This is a genomic window from Pantoea sp. OXWO6B1 (assembly GCF_001641135.1).
Lineage (GTDB): Bacteria > Pseudomonadota > Gammaproteobacteria > Enterobacterales > Enterobacteriaceae > Pantoea > Pantoea allii.
Map to the genome: position 1 here is coordinate 2896460 of NZ_LWLR01000001.1, position 21242 is coordinate 2917701.

Annotated in this window: 24 protein-coding genes and 1 pseudogene; 23 read left to right on the top strand and 2 right to left on the bottom strand. The window is 49.2% G+C overall.

Annotated elements, in window-relative coordinates:
• Position 1 precedes the first annotated feature (1 nt).
• From flgC to A6A26_RS15800, 11 genes and pseudogenes are all read left to right on the top strand, one after another.
• On the top strand, positions 2-427 hold the full coding sequence (gene flgC, locus A6A26_RS15750; RefSeq protein WP_063879601.1) for a flagellar basal body rod protein FlgC: 426 nt from the start codon (positions 2-4) through the stop codon (positions 425-427).
• 3 nt (positions 428-430) lie between these two features.
• The gene (flgD, locus tag A6A26_RS15755; RefSeq protein ID WP_063879602.1) at positions 431-1105 is read left to right on the top strand and encodes a flagellar hook assembly protein FlgD; all 675 of its coding nucleotides are present in this window, start codon (positions 431-433) and stop codon (positions 1103-1105) included.
• Positions 1106-1140: 35 nt separating this feature from the next.
• A complete protein-coding gene (gene flgE / locus A6A26_RS15760) occupies positions 1141-2328 on the top strand; it encodes a flagellar hook protein FlgE (RefSeq protein WP_063879603.1) in 1188 nt (395 codons plus the stop codon).
• Positions 2328-3059, top strand: a complete 732-nt coding sequence (locus A6A26_RS15765) for a flagellar basal body rod protein FlgF (RefSeq protein WP_063879604.1) — start codon at positions 2328-2330, stop codon at positions 3057-3059. Before flgE ends, A6A26_RS15765 begins: the two co-directional genes overlap by 1 nt.
• Before the next feature lie 30 nt (positions 3060-3089).
• Complete coding sequence (flgG, locus tag A6A26_RS15770) at positions 3090-3875, top strand: flagellar basal-body rod protein FlgG (protein WP_063879605.1); 786 nt, start codon at positions 3090-3092, stop codon at positions 3873-3875.
• 19 nt (positions 3876-3894) lie between these two features.
• A complete protein-coding gene (gene flgH, locus A6A26_RS15775) occupies positions 3895-4560 on the top strand; it encodes a flagellar basal body L-ring protein FlgH (RefSeq protein ID WP_063879606.1) in 666 nt (221 codons plus the stop codon).
• 11 nt (positions 4561-4571) lie between these two features.
• Positions 4572-5663, top strand: a complete 1092-nt coding sequence (locus tag A6A26_RS15780) for a flagellar basal body P-ring protein FlgI (RefSeq protein ID WP_074181019.1) — start codon at positions 4572-4574, stop codon at positions 5661-5663.
• Between the two features lie 9 nt (positions 5664-5672).
• Positions 5673-5963, top strand: a pseudogene (locus tag A6A26_RS15785) (rod-binding protein); the annotation flags it as partial.
• Between the two features lie 108 nt (positions 5964-6071).
• Positions 6072-7442, top strand: coding sequence for a flagellar hook-associated protein FlgK (gene flgK / locus A6A26_RS15790; RefSeq protein ID WP_063879609.1), 1371 nt, complete (start codon positions 6072-6074; stop codon positions 7440-7442).
• A 20-nt stretch (positions 7443-7462) separates the two neighbouring features.
• A complete protein-coding gene (gene flgL / locus A6A26_RS15795) occupies positions 7463-8380 on the top strand; it encodes a flagellar hook-associated protein FlgL (RefSeq protein WP_063879610.1) in 918 nt (305 codons plus the stop codon).
• A 4-nt stretch (positions 8381-8384) separates the two neighbouring features.
• Positions 8385-9389, top strand: a complete 1005-nt coding sequence (locus tag A6A26_RS15800) for a hypothetical protein (protein ID WP_063879611.1) — start codon at positions 8385-8387, stop codon at positions 9387-9389.
• 107 nt (positions 9390-9496) lie between these two features.
• On the opposite strand, the gene A6A26_RS15805 is transcribed toward A6A26_RS15800, so the two are convergent.
• Together A6A26_RS15805 and A6A26_RS15810 are read right to left on the bottom strand one after the other, a co-directional pair.
• Complete coding sequence (locus tag A6A26_RS15805; RefSeq protein WP_156506672.1) at positions 9497-10015, bottom strand: hypothetical protein; 519 nt, start codon at positions 10013-10015, stop codon at positions 9497-9499.
• Complete coding sequence (locus tag A6A26_RS15810) at positions 9993-10892, bottom strand: winged helix-turn-helix domain-containing protein (protein ID WP_253851894.1); 900 nt, start codon at positions 10890-10892, stop codon at positions 9993-9995. The genes A6A26_RS15805 and A6A26_RS15810 overlap by 23 nt, the downstream gene beginning before the upstream one ends.
• 661 nt (positions 10893-11553) lie before the next feature.
• Here A6A26_RS15810 and A6A26_RS15815 point away from each other — a divergent pair.
• The 12 genes from A6A26_RS15815 (at position 11554) to A6A26_RS15870 (ending at position 21042) form a co-directional block, all read left to right on the top strand.
• On the top strand, positions 11554-12402 hold the full coding sequence (locus A6A26_RS15815; protein WP_063879614.1) for a flagellin N-terminal helical domain-containing protein: 849 nt from the start codon (positions 11554-11556) through the stop codon (positions 12400-12402).
• Positions 12403-12598: 196 nt separating this feature from the next.
• Positions 12599-13903 carry a flagellar filament capping protein FliD gene (fliD, locus tag A6A26_RS15820; protein ID WP_063879615.1) on the top strand — a complete coding sequence of 435 codons (1305 nt, stop codon included), beginning with the start codon at positions 12599-12601 and terminating at the stop codon, positions 13901-13903.
• Positions 13904-13916: 13 nt separating this feature from the next.
• Positions 13917-14312, top strand: a complete 396-nt coding sequence (gene fliS, locus A6A26_RS15825; protein ID WP_063879616.1) for a flagellar export chaperone FliS — start codon at positions 13917-13919, stop codon at positions 14310-14312.
• A complete protein-coding gene (gene fliT, locus A6A26_RS15830) occupies positions 14305-14604 on the top strand; it encodes a flagellar protein FliT (protein WP_063879617.1) in 300 nt (99 codons plus the stop codon). Before fliS ends, fliT begins: the two co-directional genes overlap by 8 nt.
• A 98-nt stretch (positions 14605-14702) precedes the next feature.
• On the top strand, positions 14703-15596 hold the full coding sequence (locus A6A26_RS15835) for a flagellar hook-length control protein FliK (RefSeq protein WP_172823897.1): 894 nt from the start codon (positions 14703-14705) through the stop codon (positions 15594-15596).
• A 9-nt stretch (positions 15597-15605) separates the two neighbouring features.
• Positions 15606-16073 (top strand): flagellar basal body-associated FliL family protein, encoded by a 468-nt coding sequence (locus tag A6A26_RS15840; RefSeq protein ID WP_063879619.1) that lies wholly within the window; start codon positions 15606-15608, stop codon positions 16071-16073.
• Positions 16074-16092: 19 nt separating this feature from the next.
• A complete protein-coding gene (locus A6A26_RS15845; RefSeq protein WP_074181051.1) occupies positions 16093-16788 on the top strand; it encodes a FliA/WhiG family RNA polymerase sigma factor in 696 nt (231 codons plus the stop codon).
• Between the two features lie 7 nt (positions 16789-16795).
• On the top strand, positions 16796-17662 hold the full coding sequence (motA, locus tag A6A26_RS15850) for a flagellar motor stator protein MotA (RefSeq protein ID WP_063879621.1): 867 nt from the start codon (positions 16796-16798) through the stop codon (positions 17660-17662).
• Entirely contained in the window at positions 17662-18603 is a 942-nt protein-coding gene (lafU, locus tag A6A26_RS15855) for a putative lateral flagellar export/assembly protein LafU (protein WP_063879622.1), read from the top strand. The genes motA and lafU overlap by 1 nt, the downstream gene beginning before the upstream one ends.
• 137 nt (positions 18604-18740) lie before the next feature.
• Positions 18741-19382 (top strand): C40 family peptidase, encoded by a 642-nt coding sequence (locus tag A6A26_RS15860; RefSeq protein ID WP_074181020.1) that lies wholly within the window; start codon positions 18741-18743, stop codon positions 19380-19382.
• 72 nt (positions 19383-19454) lie between these two features.
• Complete coding sequence (parM, locus tag A6A26_RS15865; RefSeq protein ID WP_063879624.1) at positions 19455-20504, top strand: plasmid segregation protein ParM domain-containing protein; 1050 nt, start codon at positions 19455-19457, stop codon at positions 20502-20504.
• Positions 20497-21042 (top strand): hypothetical protein, encoded by a 546-nt coding sequence (locus A6A26_RS15870; protein WP_063879625.1) that lies wholly within the window; start codon positions 20497-20499, stop codon positions 21040-21042. Before parM ends, A6A26_RS15870 begins: the two co-directional genes overlap by 8 nt.
• The last annotated feature ends 200 nt before the right edge of the window (positions 21043-21242 follow it).

The window sequence follows — 21242 nt, forward strand, 5'->3', positions numbered from 1 at the left end:
AATGGCTTTTACCGATATTTATCGCGTTTCAGGTTCAGCAATGACGGCACAAACCCTGAGACTGAATACGATCGCCAGCAATCTGGCTAATGCCGAAACCCCTGCGCTGGAGGAGGGCGATGTGTACAAAGCGCGTCGTCCGGTTTTTGCTGCAGTTTATAAAAACGATGAGTTGATGAATCACAACGGGCTATCCGGTGCGCGCGTGCAGGTACTCGATATTGTGGAAACAGACAATGCGTTACAGCGCTATGAACCGAATCATCCTATGGCAAACCAGGATGGCTACGTCTGGTATCCCGGCATCAACGTGGTGGAAGAAATGGCTGACATGATGTCGGCATCGCGCAATTTCGAAACCAGTGTCGACGTGCTTAATAATGTAAAAAGTATGCAGCAAAGCCTGCTGCGTCTCGGCGAGGCGTAACCGATGAGCGTGAATGGTGTTTCCACTCAATCTGTTACTACCGCCTATGGCAGTAGCAGCAGCGTTTCCGCAAATGACAACAGTGCGGCAGGAATGAACAGCCTTTTTTTGCAATTGCTGGTCGCACAAATCCAAAACCAGGACCCCTTAAATCCGACGGACGGTACTGAATATGTTGGGCAGCTTGCGCAACTGACTCAGGTTCAGTCTATGGAAACCCTGACTCAACTTATGGCCAACAATTCCGTGTTGATGGACAACCTGCAAACCCTGACAACCGGCAACCTGGTTGGGCAACAGGTCATGGTCCAGACGGATACGATCAATAGCGATGGTGTCACCACGCTTGAAGGTCGATTCACCCTCGATCATGCGGCCAATTCCGTTACGGTGATCCTTAAAGATGAGACAGGAAAGGAAACCGAAATTGAGCTGGGCAGACAAGAGGTCGGCGACGTCAATTTCAACATTAATCCGCAGGCATTGGGATTGAGTGAAGGTAAATACAGCATTTCGCTCATGACCGACGCCGAAAAAAGTCACGTCCCGGTTGAAATCGGAGGACGAGTCAGCAACGTGCGCATTCCTCTGGATGGCAGCGCGACGGTGTTGAATATCATTGGGCTGGGAGAGGTCGCCTACAACAAGATTACCCAGTTTGGCCAACCCGACGACTAAACAATCAACAAGTTATACGTTAACCAGGATCTATTATGAGTTTTGATATCGCAATTTCAGGCCTGAATGCCATAAACCAACAGCTTGGGGCCATCTCAAATAATATCGCTAACAGTGGCACTGTAGGGTTTAAATCCGGCCGGGCCGAGTTTGCTTCACAGTATGCGGAAGGGCAAGCGCTTGGTGTGGGAGTGACGAATCTCGCTCAAAGTATTTCCAAAAGCGGCGACATTTTTTCCTCTTCCAACAGCCTTGACCAGGCAATCAACGGCAACGGCTTCTTCATGCTGCGCGACAGTTCCGGTACGACATCCTATACCCGTGCCGGTTATATGCAAATTGACAGCAGTGGGTATCTGGTGAATAACCAGGGGATGTATTTGCAAGGATATCCGGTTGATGCCAACGGTGTCGTGCAAACGGGAACGATCGGCAATATTAATATCAGCAGTGGTTCTATCCCCGCGAAAGCGACCAGCACACTCGATTTTACGGCTAACCTCAACGCCAACGTCGCCTTACCTGAAACCACCACATTCGATCCTGCCGATGAGTCATCTTATAACCACACCTATGCAAGCCAGGTATATGACTCTTTAGGACGAGAACACACCCTGAAGCAGTACTTTGTTAAAACAGATGATAATCAATGGACCGTCCACTACTACATGGATGATACCAGGCTGGATGCCACACAAGAGATGATCTTTAGCGAGCAGGGCGGGCTGACTGTACCTAACGGCAGCGTAAGTGTCACTGCGAACATTGTGGGGGCTGAAGCGATTGAACTTGAGATTAATTATAATGGCACCACGCAGTTTGGGGCCGACTTGTCCGTCAGCAAAAACAATGGCAATGGCTACACGTCAGGCGAACGAACCGGGCAAGCGATTGAAAGCGATGGCAGCGTCTATGCCACCTTCTCCAATGGAAAACGGATGCTACAAGGACAACTGGTTCTGGCCACCTTTTCGAATCCCAATGGTTTGTCTTCGCAGAATGGCACCACCTGGTCCCAGACCTCTGCGTCGGGAGAGGCGCTGATGGGCACGCCCGGCACAGGGCTACTCGGTGCACTTAGCTCAAGTACGCTTGAAGGTTCTAACGTTGACCTGACGTCGGAACTGGTCTCGCTGATGACGGCACAGCGAAACTATCAGGCAAACACCAAGGTCATCAGCACCAATGACAGCATGATGACTGCGCTTTTCCAGGCGGTGTAATGGACCACTTAATCTATACCGCCGTCAGTGGCGCATCGCGGAGTCTGTCTCAGCAACAAATCCATGCCAATAATCTGGCCAATGTGAATACACCTGGTTTCAGGCATGACCTGGATAAGGCGCTGTCGCAACAGATTCAAGGGGAAGGTTTTTCCTCTCGCTATCTGGTTCAGCAGCAGCAGGCAGGCATCGATATGACGCCTGGCCCGACACGTCAGACAGGGCGTGAGCTCGATATCGCGATTAAAGGTAACGGGCTGATTGCCCTTGTCAGCGGTAATCGCGAAGTTTACACCCGCAACGGCCAGATCGACGTGAGCCCGGACGGGGATCTCACCATTGATGGATTACCCGTGTCCGGTGATAACGGCCCGATTGTGCTGCCCGCTTTTTCCTCTGTCAGTATTGCCGACGATGGCATCATTACTATCGTGGCCGAAGACGGCAATATCGCGGCACCGATGGATGTTGATCGTATCAAACTGGTGGATATTCCCGCCTCCGACCTCAGTAAAAACGCCGCCGGTTTTTTAGTCACCACTGCCAATGAAAATCCGCGCAGCGAAGAGGTGGAAGTGGTAGCGGGCCATCTCGAAAACTCGAACGTATCGGCTATCAATGAAATGGTCGCCAGCATTGCGCTGAATCGGCAGTTTGAAGCACAGATAAAAATGATGAAAGCGGCGGAAGAACTGGCTACGGCTGGCAACCGCCTGCTGCGTAATAGCTAATTTCGTGGTTACAACTGAAAAGGAAACGTCATGAATCCCGCTTTATGGATCAGTAAAACCGGCCTGGCGGCGCAGGACGCCAAGATGAGCGCCATCTCTAATAACCTGGCAAACGTCAACACCACCGGCTTTAAACGTGACAGGGTCATGTTTTCCGACCTTTTTTATCAAAATCAGCGTGTTCCCGGCGGTCAGTTAGACGAAAACAATATGTCTCCCACCGGAATACAGTTTGGCACCGGGGTGAAAATTTTAGGCACACAAAAAGAGTTCACCACCGGCAACATTCAAAATACCGGGCAAACGCTGGATGTGGCGATAACCGGGCAGGGTTTTTTCCAGGTCGAAAACAGCAATGGCGATCTGGCCTATACCCGGTCGGGTTCTTTTCAAAAGAATGCTGATGGTTTATTGACCAACTCCCAAGGGCTACCGCTGAACCCACGCATTGAGTTACCCGATAATGTGACGGATCTCCACATAGGTAAAGATGGCACGGTAATGGCCACGATAGCGGGGGAAACCGACCTGGTGGAACTGGGCCAGATCACATTGGTTAATTTTGTCAATCCGGCCGGCCTTGAGGCCATTGGCGGCAATCTGTATCGCGAAACCGCAGCCAGTGGTGAAGCGATAGAGGGCATCGCAGGGGAAGAGGCATTTGGTCAACTTGAACAAGGCTCACTTGAAGGCTCAAACGTCCAGGTGGTTGAAGAGATGGTCGATATGATCACGGTTCAGCGCGCTTATGAGATGAACGCCAAAATGGTTTCTGCCGCTGACGACATGATGAAATTTGTTACGCAGTCGATGTAATGCATGAAGTGAAGACGAAATGAAAAAGCAGATAGCTTTACTCTTTATCGCAGTGCTTCTGTCAGGTTGTGAAAGCCCGGCACTGCTGGTGCATAAAGATGATGTGGCCTATGCGCCACCTGAAGATTTTCACATGCCACCCGTGCAAGTGCAGGGCGGTGGTCTTTATAACGCCGGTTATAACTGGTCACTCATCCAGGATCGCCGGGCTTACCGGGTGGGGGACATTCTGACGGTAAAACTGGATGAGTCCACCCAGGCCAGCAAACAGGCGAAAACAAATTTCGATAAGAAAAACGATGTCGCGCTGGGCATTCCTGAAGCCTTAGGTGAAACAGTGGAGAAATTTTCTGGCGCCGTCAGCGGCAACCGAAACTTTAATGGTAATGCGACCAGCCAGCAGCAAAACAGCCTGCGCGGCGCCATTACTGTCGCCGTGTACCGGGTATTGCCAAATGGTGTTCTGGCGGTACGTGGCGAGAAATGGCTGACCCTAAACCAAGGGGATGAATATATGCGCGTGACCGGCCTGGTCCGTGCAGACGATATTGAACGGGATAACTCAGTGTCATCCCAGCGCATTGCTAATGCGCGTATTTCTTATGCCGGACGTGGGGCGCTGAGTGATGCCAATTCCGCCGGCTGGTTGACCCGTTTCTTTAACCATCCACTCTTCCCAATTTAATGGAGCCTGCTATGCGTAAAGCCATACTCATTTTGCTGCTGTTATGCACTCCCGGCTTACGGGCAGAGCGGCTAGGGAATCTTGTGGATATTCAGGGCGTGCGCGGTAACCAGTTGGTCGGTTACAGCCTGGTCGTGGGCCTGGACGGTACCGGTGACAAGAATCAGGTGAAGTTCACCAGTCAGTCAGTCACCAATATGCTGCGTCAGTTTGGCGTACAGTTGCCGACCAAAATTGACCCAAAAGTGAAAAACGTGGCGGCAGTGGCTATCAGCGCAACGTTGCCGCCCGGTTATGCCCGCGGGCAGAACATTGATGTCACCGTTTCTTCCATCGGCGATGCTAAAAGTTTGCGAGGCGGCACATTGCTGTTGACGCAGCTGCGGGGTGCGGATGGTGAAGTCTATGCCCTTGCTCAGGGGAATGTGGTGGTAGGTGGGGTAAAAGCCGAAGGGAACAGTGGTTCAAGCATTACCATTAATACGCCCACGGTAGGTCGCGTACCCAATGGCGGCTCGGTGGAACGCGAAATCCCCACTGACTTTCAACAAAATAATCAGGTCATTCTCAACCTGAAACGTCCTGGTTTTAAATCTGCCAACAGCGTGGCAGTGGCACTGAACAGCACATTTGGGGCGGGAACTGCAACGGCAAAAAGCGCCACCAACGTGGTGGTGAATGCTCCCTTGTCGGCCGGCGAGCGTGTGGCATTTATGTCCACGCTGGAAGATGTACAAATCGATGCCGGCAAACAGCAGCCGCGCGTGGTGTTCAATGCCCGTACCGGCACGGTCGTAATTGGTGATGGCGTCGTGGTGCGTGCTGCAGCGGTTTCCCACGGTAATCTGACCGTGACTATTCGTGAATCGTCGAATGTCAGCCAGCCGGGTGCCTTTAGTCAGGGGCAAACGGCGGTAACGCCAGACAGCGACATCAATGTGAATCGTGGAAATGGGCAAATGCTGACCATCGCCGCCGGTACCAGTTTGCGCAGTATCGTGAATACCATAAACAGTTTGGGTGCTTCGCCAGATGACACCATGGCGATATTACAGGCATTGCATGAAGCCGGTGCGCTTGATGCAGAACTGGTGGTGATTTAAGGAGAACGCATGGTACAGGCGATTACTTCTGGCAAAAACATGTTGCCAGCAGACATGGGTGGTGAGGTCAAACCGCAAAATCTGGAGCAGGCCGCCGAGCAGTTTGAAGCGATGTTTCTACGTTCAATGATGAAACAGATGCGTAAAGCCTCTCAGGCACTGGCGGACAACAATAATCCGTTCGACAGCAAACAGCAGCGAATGATGCAGGAATTTTATGATGACAAGCTGGCCTCTCAGCTGGCATCACAACGTAGCACCGGCATTGCACACATGATCATCTCACAACTGGGAAGTCGGGCTGATGAGGCGCTTAAGATTGCACCGGACAGGGTCGCTTTAAATCAACATTCTCAGCAATTAGCGCCCCCTGTGCTCCCCGTAATGTACCGTGGGCAGGAGTAAAAAATGAACATGATAAATATCGCCTGGAGCGGTTTGCAGGCCGCCCAGTTAGGGATGAGTGTCACCTCAATGAACATCTCAAATATGCTGACGTCAGGCTACAGTCGTCAGGGTATTATCCAGAGTTCAGTGGTCACTATGGGGCAGGGAGGATTATCAGGCGGTGCCGGGGTACAGGTTGAAAGCATACGCCGTATTTCCGATCAATATTTAACCAATCAGGTCTGGCAGAGTAACAGCCAGGCTAACTATTACAGCCTCAGCAATCAATATCTCAGCTCACTGGAAAAGGTGATTGGCACAGATTCAACCAGTCTGGGCACAGGACTGGATGACTTCTTTTCGGCACTGAATGCGTTAACCACCCAGCCAGAAAGTGAAGCTAACCGCCAGCAGTTACTCAATCAGGCAGATTCGCTGGCAACGCGCTTCAATAATATGAATGACTTTATCAATAGCCAGAGAAGCGCCATCGCGAGCCAGCGTAATACGTTGGTTGAGCAGATGAACACGCTGACGTCCGGTATCGCGGATTATAACCAAAAAATCATCCAGATGGAGTCGACGGGCGGGAATAGCAATGTCCTGCGCGATCAACGCGACGAACTGGTAAAACAGCTTAGTACCTACAGTGATATTAACGTGACTGAAGACAGCACGGGCAGTTACACCGTTGCCATGAAAAACGGTCAGCCGCTCGTCAGCGGCAATGTCGCCGGGCAGCTAAACATCACCACAGACAGCAATGGCAATCAGCTGTTAGGTCTGCGTTTCGCCGAAAGCGAGTTTTCATTAACGCCCTCGACAGGAGGACAGCTGGGCGCATTGTACGACTATGAAACCGGCGATCTGGCTGACATGCAGTCATCCATTCAGGGGATGGCCGAAGCGCTCACCAACGTATTCAATGAACAGCTGGCCCAGGGTTTTGACAAGAATGGTGAACCCGGTAAGCCCCTGTTTATTTTTGATCTGAAAAACCCTGATGGCATCTTAAAGGTTAACGATCTTAAGCCGGATGAACTGGCCCTGTCTGCGAACCCGGATGAGCAGGGGAACGGGGATAACCTGCAAAAGTTGATCGATCTGAAAAATCAAAAGGTCAATATCGGCGGAATGGGCAACATGAGCCTTAACGAAGGGGCGGCGGCGATTATTTCTAACATCGGCATTGCCAGTAAAAAATCGCAGAGTGAGCTGGAGGCGGCACAAAGTGTGTATGAACAGTCGCAGTTGCAACGCAACAATCTTAGCTCGGTCAATCAGGATGAAGAGGCAATCAATCTGCAGGTCTACATGCAAGCCTATCAGGCAAACATTAAAGTCATTTCTACAGGCAATCAGATTTTCGGTGATTTACTTGGCCTGTTTTAACCTCAGCAAGGAGCGTAATTATGCGAGTGAGTAGTCTTTATAATTCCGATGCCATGCAATCTCAGCTCAATGTAAACGGATCACGCCTGATTAAGCTGATGGAGCAGATGTCGACGCTGAAGCGGGTCAACGTCCCGTCGGATGATCCTGTCGCCGCGACGCGTATGGTACAACTTAACCGCGAGCAGGCAGCCATCAAGCAGTATCAAAAGAACATTACGGCACTGAGTGGCTCACTGGCTATTCAGGAGTCCCACGTCAGTGCAATGAGTAATCAGCTTTTAGCGCTAAATGATAAGTTGCTGGTCGCCGCAAATAGTACGCACAACAGCAGCGACATGGCAGGTTTCGGTAACGAATTGTCGTCGATGCTGGATTCTCTGGTGGCGTCTGTAAATGCCCAAAATGAAAGCGGTGGTTATGTGTTTTCTGGCACGAAAACGAATGCACAGCCGATCGTCTGGGATGAAGAGAAAGGCGTTTATCTTTATCAGGGCAACCACGGCGTGCGTGAAACAACGGTAGCAAATGGCGTTAACATTACAGAGAACACCAATGTGGTTCAGGCATTTTCCAGTGAAGGTGACGACCTGGCGTTACTGAATAAACTGAAAGACCTGAGTGAGAAGATGAAAAACCCCGATATACCGAGCACGGAATACCAAAGTGAGATAGATGATGTGCTTGCACTTTCATCAACCAGCCGCGATAAAGTGGCCGCCCTGTTTACCGAACTCGGCGGCCGCCAAAATCGTCTGACGATGGTAGGGGATGCGCATGTCGATGTCAGCATGGCGAATGAGCGAGTGATAAGTGATTTGTCGGATACTGACCTGGCAACATCGAGTATCAATTTGCAGCTGTATGTTAATTCCGTCCAGATTACCAACAAAGCGTATAGCATGATCAATGAGCTATCGCTGTTCAGCATGTTGTGATGCCATGCAAATAGGCTTAAAAACAACCACAGGGTCGGCGACGGCTGCGTTTATCCGGACGCCGGCCGACACGACGCAGCCCATTACGGCCATTGATCGTACAGCTCGCGATCGTGCGGTTGTGGCGCAGTTTCCAGAAGCTGCGCTGCTTTCCCGTCGGCCGCTGCGTTACAATATTCAACTCAACCGCCAGCTGACCGCCATGCAGCAGGCGGAAAACTATCTTTCTGAAACCGAGAAGCACCTGTTAGTGCTGCGTCACCAGGCAGCAAGAGGCAATGTCGTCGCGCCGCTGGCGTCACTACACCAACTGCTTCAACAGCGTAGTCAGGCTTCAGGCGGCACCGTAGATCGAAATCTTAACGTGACGCTGCAACAAAAAAGCCATGTTAATTTCACGTTGCCTGCGATAGAAAACGTCCTGCAACAGCCAGGAGGGGAGATACTGGTATTTGCCCTGGGCGGGAATAAACGTGAATATACGGCAGTGTCTTTACCGCAGCAGCCTTCCCCTCGCCAGACATTGATACAACTGAATATCGGGCTCGGACGCCTGGGGATTCACGCCGCTTTAAACGATCAGGGCAAGTGTGTTTTTCAGGTAAGTGAAGATCGGTGGACACGGGTAAACCAATACCTGAGTGTTCGCGGTGAAGGTCTGCATTTTCCTGCTGATGCATTTACCCTGCTAACTTCGCAGGCTGAAGCCAGTTGCGAAGATGAAATCGGTTTATTAAGCCAACAATGGACGCGCGGTGCTTCGGCTAAGCTTCAGAACACGCTAAACAAAATCACCCGCGAAAGAACAACCCTGCATCATCATCAGGAGCGGGTTTCCTCCCGCATCAAGGATATGTCGACGTTCTATACGCCAAAGGAGGCACTGGAAACGTCCCGTGCGCTGAGCCAGATTCTGGCAAACAGCATCGACCAGTATCAACTGCTGTCAAAAGCGCTGTCGGTACAGGGAAACGTTCGGGCAGCAACCGTCAGGAATATCCTGGGGTAATGCGGTAGGTTGCGGATAAAAGCGTGCAAGCACGGTGACGCACTGAAACCGGTTAACCGCGCGCCAACAGGAACCTATCCCTCTTTGTTGGGTTCCGGCCTGATGTTTCAGCCATCATGGGGGTGCAGATTTTCAGAAGGGCTTGCAGGGGGAAGCGGTGGTGGGGAGTGCGGCGTGTAAAGTATGAGCACGCCATTTTCAGTTGCTATCAGGGGCTGCCCATGCACATCCATCGTTTGTGCCCAGATACCTGTATGCTGCAACATGTCTGCCATGCCTTCAAGCATCGCATTTGATTGCGAAGGCTGGTAGATGACGGGATTGTAAGAAAAAAAATGATGTCCGCTGATCTCATTGGTTTCCGTAAAATTCGTTTTAAGCATGAAGTGGCTATCTTGCGCACTGGTTATTGTCGCGAGATGTTTGCCGTCTTCGGTTTTAACCTCCGCGTTATAAATCTCCTGTCGCTCTGACATCACGTCGTAAAACCCAATTTGCAACGAAGCACCCGCATGATGCGGGGCAGGGATAATGGGGTGAAAATAGAAAACAAATGCAAAAACGAGCGCCGCGCAAAGCACGCCGGCTCCAAGCCATTTTCCTTTAGGAACAACTAACCATCTCATTCATTTTTCTCATTGTTTCATTAAATATCAGGCTGTTTGACCGCGCATGACTGGTACGCCAGTGGTAAATGACCATAACCAGTTGTTTGTTGTCACACTGACTGGCTAAAGCAAAAGAGTAATTGAGCGTTTGATCCTGTGTACGGTAGTAGATTTTCAGGGTCATTCCCCTGCTTTTGATCTGCTCATTCAAAGCAAAAAGCGTATCTTTAATGCTGAAATAAACATGATCTTCATCGATCGCGGTGCGGTCAGGGCTGGCTATTTCATACATTTGAATATGACTGTATTCTCCGGCGTGCTGTTCGACAGCGGCCAACCGTGCAGTGCGGGAGTTCGCACACTCCCAACTGATTGCCGCGCTGAATACAACGACAAGCAGCATAATAAGAAAGCCGGTCAGCGAATGGCGGCCCGGCATCGGGCCGTCTGCGGTGGGCAGATTTGAGCCGGGAAGCGGCGATGTTGCGGGTGAAGGCAAGAGAAGGGGAAGCGTGGGCGTGTCGCTTTTCGCTATGGCAATGACGGGCTCGGGGATAACCAGATCGGCATCTGTTTTAGGCGGCGGTTCACTCTCCGTGACATCTTTTTCAAAAGACTGGCACCATTTCTTTTCTAACACATAGCCTTTCTTCGGCACGGTTTTAATGATTTTTTGCGTTTTACCGTCATCTTCAAGCGCAATACGCAGCGCATGAATTGCACTGGGCAGACTGTTGTTGCCAATAATCCGGCCTTCCCATACCAGCGTAGTCAACTCATCACGAAGGAGTATTTTCCCCGCGTTTTCAGCTAAAATACCGAGTAATTTTAATTGAAATTCACCCAGACGTTTTTTCTCACCCGATTTTAAATGGATGATTGAGCAAGATGGCACGTCAAGGAGCCAGTTATTAACAACGTAGTGAGTCTTACACATGTTAGGTAAAGGTGAATTACCACTCCTGAATGGACTATCTTCAAGCTGCAGTATAATACGGATGAATATTATTAACCGTACATGAATCGTTATTCTTTCGTGTGCCTTGCGGATCTTGCCACGGGGCCTGATTATTTCGGCTAATAACGTCGCTTTTTATTGACCTCCTTATTAGCTTACCTGCCATAAGTGTAGTCTGTACCGCATCGCCCGGATGAGGGCGACTTCCTATGGGGGGCTATTTTCACGCGAAAGAATGTGATGCGCAACACATTATTAAGGTTTGATGCTGCAAACTTGTAGCGCTAATAGGCTTAACGTTAACTAATAACGCGAAATGGGATTTTTTATGACGTAAATTAACAATATTGTAATGCGCTGTCAGTGCAGGATGAAGAAAGAGAAATAGCGCGCTATGCCAGGTAAGTAATATTAACCTCAGCCCCTGGGTGTCGTCTGACAGGCATTTTTAGTGCCTGTTTATTGCACGGCCTGGTTCTTTTTTTTCTTATCATAAAATTATTTTCATCACCTGTTTAATTTGCCGAATCCCTGTGCCGTTTTATAGGACTACCAGATGAATGAATCTGAAAGGCAGATTCACCAGGAGATTATAAATATGGCACTTTCAATTTTTACTAACGCTTCTTCTATGGCTTCCGTGAACGCGCTGAATAAATCCAACAGTATGCTTTCTACTGCGATGGAGCGCCTGGGCACCGGTAAACGTATTAACTCTGCAGCCGATGACGCAGCCGGTTTACAGATTGCCACACGTCTGCAAGGGCAAACGAACGGCATGGACGTGGCTCAGCGTAATATCTCGGATGCCACTGCACTTTTGCAAACGGCTGAAGGCGCGTTTGATGAGGTGAGCAACATTATGTATCGCATGAAAGATCTTGCTACCCAGGCATCGAATGACACCAACGGTGCAGAGGATCGCAAAGCCCTGCAGTCTGAAATGGATGAACTGAATAAAGAACTGACAAACATTATGGACAACACCAAATATGCCGGGGAAAGCCTGTTTGGCAGCACTGGCAAATTAAGTAAAGCAATGAACTTCCAGATCGGTGCGTCGAAAGATGAAAAACTGGAAGTCGACTTCAGCGCGGAATTGACCGGCGTGACTGGTGCCAGCGGTATGGCAGGATTACAAACCGCTGATGCATTAACCACCTCATCCGGTGCGCAGGATATGATTGGCAAAGTTGAAGATGCCCTGACTCAGGTGGGTACACTGCGTTCCAAATTAGGTGCCAATATTAATCGTCTGGGTCATACGTCTTCTAACCTGGCGAATATGAAAGACAACACGGATTTAGCATTGAGCAATATTCGTGACGCTGACTTTGCTTCAGAAGCATCGAACATGACGCGTAACCAAATGCTGGTGCAAACCAGTATGTCAATGCTGAAACAGTCTAACAGCATGTCAAGCATGGTAATGAACCTGCTGGGCTAAGTCACACTGTCAGAAAAAACACCGCTTTGCGCGGTGTTTTTTTTTGCGGAAAGCGCTTCCGCCTTTATCCAGGAGGAAGGAAGTTTTCTTTCCGTGGCTCAATATAACTCATTGTAAATACGTAATTATTAAGTTGGCATGAACCTTGCTATACAGAAGTGTCATTTTAGTAGCAGGTGCGAACAAGGAGATAGACATGGCCGATTTTAGCAGTATTGATCCGCAGAGCCTGGCTCAGCAGTTGGCAGCGTATGACATCGTATCTTTACAAAACCAGCTGAGTACCAAAACGACAACAATGAATTCTCAAAAGAAGGCATTGAATGAATTACGCACGGCGTTGACTGATTTCCGCACTGCGATGTCAGGCTTAAACAGCACGAACGACGGCGTGTTGAAGAACAGCGCAACGCTCAGCAGTACCAGTGTTGCAAATGTGACGGCGAATTCGAACGCGTTAAAGGGCACCTATAACCTGGATGTTAAGCAACTTGCCTCCTCACACCAAATTGGCTTTAGCGACCTGACCGACGAATCCATTAGAAACGCGTCCGGAACGATGGAGATTACGCTTGGTGAAGGGGAGACGGCAAAAACCATCACGGTCGATCTCACTGACATGGAAACACTCAGCGACCTGACCAGGAAAATAAACAATCATGAGGATAATCCCGGTGTAACCGCTTCGTTGATGCGCACCGATGGCAATGTGGCTCTGATGTTCAGCAGTGATGAAACGGGTGCTGCCAACACCATATCCATTGGGGGAACGGCAGGCATTGATTCAGCCAATGCCACGGAAATTTCCAAAGCGGCCGATTCCATTGTTGCTATGGGTGATATGACGTTCACCAACAGTACTAACACACTGGATAAGCTGATTGATGGCGTGACCATAAATCTGAAATCAACAACAGAAGCCGGCAAGCCGTTGACGATCTCCGTGGAAACTGACACGGAAGGGACCAAAGAACAATTAAAAACCTTTGTTGACGCTTATAACACCTTGCAGGACACCTTAGGCAAACTGACCAAAAGCGGCAGTGGTGAAGAGGAGACGCGCGGTGCTTTTGCTGGGGATGCCACTATGGTGTCGCTTGATCGTGAGTTAAATCAGGTCATGCGTCAGGTTTTTGGTGGTAAACAGATGTCAGCCTTCGGTATTACCGCCGATAAAGAGGGCAAGCTTGAAATTGATGATACCAAGCTCACGGCCGTGTTGAAGGAAGATCCACAGTCTCTGACCAACTTATTTAATGGCAAAGAAGGTCTGCTGTCTTCTATCGATAAATCCCTTGATCGCTACCTTAATTCCAGCTCTGGATTATTACAAAGCCGTCAGGATGTACTCGATCGTCAGCAAAAAGATATTGATACCAAAACTGACGCCATGAATACCCGCTACAACTCTTCTTATAACCGCTATCTGAAACAATTTACCCAGTTACAACAGGCCATGGCGCAGATGAATAGCACCATGAGTATGTTTGGATTAGTTTAAGGAACACGATGTCATGTATCACCCCGAACAACCAAGCCTCAGTGAATATCAGCAATCCGACCTGTCTATTCAGGCAGCGGCGGCTAATCCACACCAGCTGGTTCTTATGCTTTTTAGCGGTCTGATGGATGAACTGGTCCGTGCCAAAGGTCACATTGATGCCCGTCGTTATGACCGTAAAGCCAACAGTATCAATAAATGTATCGATATTTTGAATGCACTGACGAGTGCCCTGGATTTTGATAAAGGCAACGAACTGGCGTTGAGCCTGGCCAATCTTTATGACTACTGCGTTTATCGGCTTTACGATGCCAGCCATAAGCTTTCCGTGGTTGCCATTGAGGAGGTTGAACTCATTCTGGGCAATATTCAGGACGGATGGGTAAAAATGGGACAGGCAAATGGATGATATCGACGTCATGCGCTCGCTGGCTGACTCACTTGAGCAGGCCGCCGCGCATCAGGACTGGTCAAGGCTACAACAGGTGGATGCGCAGATTGCATCGCTCTTGATCTCCCTGAAAGGGCAGTCGATGGATACGGAAAAGCGCGAAGCTCTCCAGCAGCTTCGCGCTGTTCACCAGCGCGTTAATCAATATTGCCAACATAAGCGCGACGAACTGGAAACAGAGATGGCCCGCACGCGTAATAACCAGCAAGGTGCAATGGCATACGCGCAGTTTTCTGACGCAAAGGATTAAACATGAATCCGGTTCTTTCACAGCTGACGCCGTTATCCGTTAAGAGTGAATCCGCGTTGCCTGTCTCCACTGGCACAGCGGCGATACTGAGTGAAGATGTGACCTCGTCCGCCTTTAATGATGCTCTGCTGGGTATGCTAAACACCCTGATCACGCCAGATGCAGAGCCAGATACCAGCCTGGTGCTCGCCGGGAATGACGTTGAGAATCCCGCCGAAGCACATTATTTGACGGAGGAAACCGATCCTCAACAACTACTTGATACATTGCTGATGGCAAGCGAGTTGCCACTGAACAATACGGCAAACCGGAACGCGTTCCTCCGGGCTGATGACCGTTTGATAACGATGGATTTTTCAGCAGAACCAGCGTCGTCTGCGCGTTTATCGGCAACGCCGTCGCCCGCATTGCCGCCGGCTTTAACTGAAACAGCGGTTAACCAGCTACGGCAAATGACCGCTGATAATACAAAGCCGGGAATGACTGCGGTCGTTTCACCAGCATTAGCAGGGGCCATGTCACCGGGTGTGATGACGTCAGAACACCCTCAACCGGTGATGCTTTCTACGATCAACCCCGATACTGACGATTCATTATGGGCACAGCAACTCCAGGGAGCCTTGAAGGCGCGTTTACAGGTTCAGATAGATAATCGGGTCCAGCATGCGACGTTGCGACTGGACCCACCCGAAATGGGAAAAATGGATATTTCCCTGCAATTTGATAATGGGCGTTTAAACATACATATCAGCGCCAGCAACCATGAGACGCTTCGTGCCTTGCAGCAGAGCTGTAACGAGTTAAGGCAGCATTTAACTGAGCAATATGCTTTGCAGGTAAACATTAATGTTTCATCCCAGTCCGGGCAACAGCAGGAACGCGGACAGCAGATGTACACCCCGATAAAAAGCCCCGACGCTGGCGCTAAGATCGCTTCTGAGGATCATTCGTCCGCAGAAGGGGAAGACGATTTACTTTTACTAACGGTTTAACGATTTATTATGACAATTAAAAATTTTTCTCTGGGGCTGGTTATTGCCCTTATCGCGGCCATTTTTGCCGCCGGGCTAACTGTTTTTGCGACACAGTATCTGAATGGGGATGAACAAAAGCGCTCACTGATAAATGACTTTTTTAGTGCATCAAAAGAGAGTGTGGTGGAATTTGTTGAAATAAAAAATGTTGTAGTTACTTTAAGAAGTGATGAAAAAAGTGTCCGATATTTATTACTTGAATTCGCACTGACGACAAATTCAAAAGAGGATGCCACGCGTACCGAAGATATGTCGCCGGCGATTCGTGGTGCCACGGTGAATCTGCTATCCAGCATAGATTATAAAGCCGTGCGGGCAATGAGCATCGAAGAACTTCACGACAGGTTGATGGATGCCTATAGGGAAAGCTTTAAGAGTCTGAATACGCGTATCCCATTTAAAGACGTGATCATTAATAAAATGGTTTTCCAGTAATGAACAATCGCTGATGGAAATGATGGATTTTATTGCTCATGACGCATTGACGCCCAAACAGGAGGCGCAATACGTTGACGCCTATTTACCGCTGGTTCACAAAGTGGTTAAACAATTAGCATGGCAAACCAGTAGTGTTATGGACCGGGAAGATATGGAGCAGATAGCCCTGATGGGCCTGCTCACTTCCCTCCGCCGCTATGGGCATCCTGACGATCAATTCGCGGCCTATGCCGTACAGCGTATTCGTGGAGCGGTGCTGGATGAGTTACGGCAGCTCGACTGGCGTCCACGTCGTTTACGACAGAAAAGTCATAAAACCAATGACGCCATACGCGAACTGACACGCAAGCTGGGAAGGGTTCCTGACCTTAACGACCTGCGACAGCATCTCACCATTACGGCTGAGGAGTATCAGGAATATCTGCTGCTGGATTGTGCCAAATCTCTGGAGAGCCTTGATGATTTACTCAGTGAGGATGCCATTCAAAACGGCCTGAACAGCAGACCGCTGGAAGATGAAATTATCATTGGCCGAACATTACGAGCTGCACTGGCTGAACTCGATGAGCGTGAACAGTTAATTCTTACGCTTTATTATCAGCAAGAAATGAACCTGAAAGAAATTGCACTGGTTCTCGACCTGACTGAGGCCAGAGTTTGTCAGATCAATAAAAAGATAGCTCAGAAAATTCAATCTTTTTTTCAGAAGTGAACATTTAATGCAAAAGATTCTTGGTGTTTTTATTATTTTCGGCTGCGTAATTGGTGGCTTTATGATGTCCGGCGGCAACCTGTCTTCATTTTGGCAGCCGGGCGAAATTATCATTATTTTAGGGGCCGGATTGGGTGCCATGGTGTTGGCCAATCCGCGGCCTGTGCTGGCAGAAATGTATCGTCAGTTTCGGGGCATAATGAAAAAAAATGAGTACAACACGGAGGAATATCAGCGTCAGCTACTCATGCTGTTATATGAATTACTGGAACTGGTACAGGACGGTGGGTTAAAGGTACTGGATGAGCATATTGAAGTCCCCCAAAGCAGCGCGCTGTTTCAAAAATACCCGTTAATTTTACAGAACGTCACTATCATCACCTTTATTGCGGATAATTTTCGGCTCATGGCGATGGGTAAAATTAATGAGCATGAGCTTGAAGGCATCCTGGAACAAGAGTTGGTTTCAATGGAAGAGAATCTGCTGCAGCCCTCACGCTCACTGCAACGTACCGCTGAAGCCATGCCGGGGTTTGGTATCTGTGCTGCGGTACTGGGGATTATTATCACCATGCAGTCTATTGATGGTTCCATTGCCATTATTGGCGTAAAAGTGGCGGCAGCATTAGTCGGCACCTTTCTTGGCGTGTTTTTTTGTTACTGCCTGATGGACCCCGTGGCAAATGCCATGGAACAACGGACTAAGAAGCTGATGTCGGTGATTGAATGCATTCGCACCGTGCTGGTTGGCCATGTGGCAGGGAAACCCACGCTGTTAGCGGTGGATGCCGGGCGCAAAATGTTACCTCTGGATTCAAAACCGACCTTTGCCACCCTGGACGGTTGGGTCAATCAGATGACGGGTGAACTCTGATGCGTGGTAATCGCAGTAAAGAAAATACAACCATCATCAAGCGTTCAATGCACAAAAGTCATGATGCTATGCATGGCGGTGCATGGAAGGTGGCCTTTGCCGATTTTACACTGGCGATGATGGCGCTATTTATGGTGCTGTGGATTATGGGATCGGTCACGGAAGACGAACGCAAAGAGATTGTTTCACAGCTTCAGGGCGAATCTATTTTTGAAGGCCATACGTTAAAAGCCATTACTCAGCCCAATGGCAGCGGCGGGAAAATTGCGGTTACCGATAAGCGCGATCGCGACGCGCAAAAAAATAAAGAAGACGCGAAACAGGAGCACGCTCAGACAGTAAAAAATCAGGTGCTGGCGGCAAGTGGTGAAAGCCTTGAAGATGTTAATGCGCGCTCACAGCGTGAAATAGAGGAACTGGCGCGCATTATTATGGAGATCACGTCTGCTTACGATGCCCACTCGAATCTCAAGATAGAAATTGTGCCGCAAGGGCTACGTATCCTGGTCGCTGACGATCAGAAACGAGAAATGTTCCAGCGCAGTAGCGCCATATTGACACCTTTTTTTAAACGATTACTCACAGAGTTCGCCTCGGTACTTAACACCATTGATAATAAAATCATTATTACCGGTCATACGGATTCGACCCGTTTTCGCGATCAAAATCGCTACAACAATTGGAATTTATCAGGGGAACGTGCCTTACAGGCCAGAAAGATATTAACGGCTGCGGGTTTGGATCAGAAAAAGATTTTGCAGGTCAGCGCCATGGCTGATCAGATGTTAATCGACGAGGCTAATCCGCTCAACTCGACTAACCGACGTATTGAAATTATGGTGTTAACAAAATCGGCGAGTGAGTCGCTATATCAGTTTTTTGGCACTAATGGGGGGAAAGTTATCAAACCAATCGCTAACAGGCTTTCTCAGCAGAATTAAATGGTTATCGGATGTTCAGCATAGTTAAATCAGGCCGAAGCCGCGTTAAGGTGTTTGCTGCAATATTATTCGTGAGTGCGGTAATACCCGCTCAAGCCCACAATAATAAACGGCCCAATAATAACCCAGATACAGCATTGCAAGCAGCACAAGCACGTATGCATAACCGTGATGTGTTACTTAAAAAAGGGCGCAGCCGTACCGCTCTGGTGCCGCTTACGCCTGAACAGAAATACAGTCTCAGCGAGCAACGTCGGCTTGAACGTGCCGCTAACCGTAACATGCTGGCCATGTATCAACGCCGTAAGCCCGGACACACGTCAAAAGACCCGCGTGAGGAATTGCGGTTCGGCGAACACATTAGCCAACGGCTGCACGCCTCGCTGACAAACGTGCTTAGTCGCCTGCACGAGCAGATTGGCAAACCTTATGTATGGGGCGGACAAAGCCCTGCGCAAGGCTTTGATTGCAGTGGCCTGGTATTTTTTGCCTTTTCGCCGGTGCTCAATCGCACATTACCCCGTACCGCAGATGGCCTGTATCAGGACCGGACCTTACATCAGGTTGAACCGCATAAATTACGCACTGGCGATTTGGTTTTTTTTAATATTAATCAGCGTCCGGGAGCCGATCACGTAGGCGTTTACCTCGGTGATGACAAGTTTATTGAAGCGCCACGGCATGGTCTGAATATTCGCATCAGCCAGCTTTCTAATGCCTTCTGGCAGGCACGTTTTCTTGGGGCGCGACGGATTTTAACGGAAGAGGCGATTCTGTAACGCTGCCGCTTATGCTTAAAACGCGACGCTGTAATCTGACAGCTTTATTATGAAATTGATTGAGAACAAACCATGACACAGACACACATGAAACTCGCCATTGACGATGGGTCAACTAACGTAAAAATTAGCTGGATTGACAACGGTATTCTGAAAACGGTGGTTTCACCTAACTCCTTCCGCAAAGACTGGAAAAGTGCGGCGTTACTTCGTGGTCAGACCGTTTATAACTATACCATTGGCACCACAAAATATACTTATGACGCGACGTCAGATAAAGCGCTGTCAACCACGCATATTGACTATCAATATGACGATCTGAATTTACTGGCTGTACATCATGCCCTGCTGCAGACCGGTATCACACCCTGTGACGTCACCGTCATTGTCACGCTGCCCATCACCCAGTTTTATAAACCGGATGACTGTCAGCGCAATGAAGAGTGCATAGAAGCAAAACGGCGTAACCTCATGCGTGATATCTCGCTGAATAAAGGTGAATTATTTCGCATTGTAGATGTTGAAGTTATGCCGGAAAGTTTGCCCGCTGCGCTGTCGCACTTATTGAATTCTGATGTTAATGAGTTTACGAAATCTTTGGTGATTGACTGCGGTGGTACCACCCTGGATATGGGAATAGTGATCGGTGAGTTTGACGATGTTTCTGCGATATACGGGAACAATGAAATTGGCGTGGCGATGGTCACAGATGCAACCCGTAAACTACTGGCTGCGGCAGACAGTGATTCAAGCTACCTGGTGGCAAATGAACTGATAAAACGTCGCCATGACAGTCATTTCGTCGCCAGTGTCATCAATGATGATTCGCGTATTGATTCGATTCTGGAAAAAATCGAAATTAAAATTCAAGAGCTCGGTGATCAGGTTGCCTATGAAGCGAAGAAATTTGCCAAAAACCCCAACCGGGTTTATTTAGTCGGTGGCGGGGCGCATTTGGTTGAAGGCGCTGTTCGTCAGGCGTATCTCTCGCTCGGCGATCGTGTGGTTACTATCGAAAATCCGCAGAGTGCATTGTCTCGTGAAATCTGCCTGTATCACTCTGGGGCCGGAGCCACCTCGGTTGAAGAGCCCGTAATGGCTGAGGTGGATGATAATGCGTAAGGGACAGATACGCCGCGTCAATCTGTCCCTTTATCTGACGCCAGAACAGTCCCGTGCCGATTTGCGCGCAATGCAACAATTAGAGCAGTGGCATCGATCGCTGAATCACACTGATGATATTGATGACGCGAATATGGAAATCCGGTCATTTCATCGGAGTATCTATCTGGCGGGGCTGCAGCTCCACCAGATGGAACCGGCATTATGTCGTCATATCGCCGAATCGGTTGGACGAGAACATCTTACGCTGACAGCGCTAATGCAAGAACTGGTCGAGCAGAAGTTGCTGCCTCTGCAACTTCCCGCTCCACAGCCTGAAACATCTGGCGAGCAGCTCGATAAGATTTTACAAGAGGTGGCGGTACTCAAAACGTTGCTGGAACAACAAAAGTTGGCCATGCAGCAGCTACGCTTGACGACGAAACCGTCTAACAATCAGGAAGGCCCTAGAGCGCCTACAACGCAAGAAGTTGAGCTGGACAAGTTTGATGCCCCCACAGAGAAAATGCAGAAGATACGGCAGAAAGGCATTTTCTAAAAACAAGAATGACTGTTATATATTGTGATTTGGAGCGGTAGCAGTATCGTCCATCGACTGTTATCGTTCTTTTTTGCACGCACGCCGCTGACCCGCACAGTTATAGAAAAAGCTTACTTCGGGTTATTATTTTTTTTCGCCATATTTACGCAAAATAGTCCAGGGGAGAAGATATATATGCTTATTTTGCGACCGTCCGT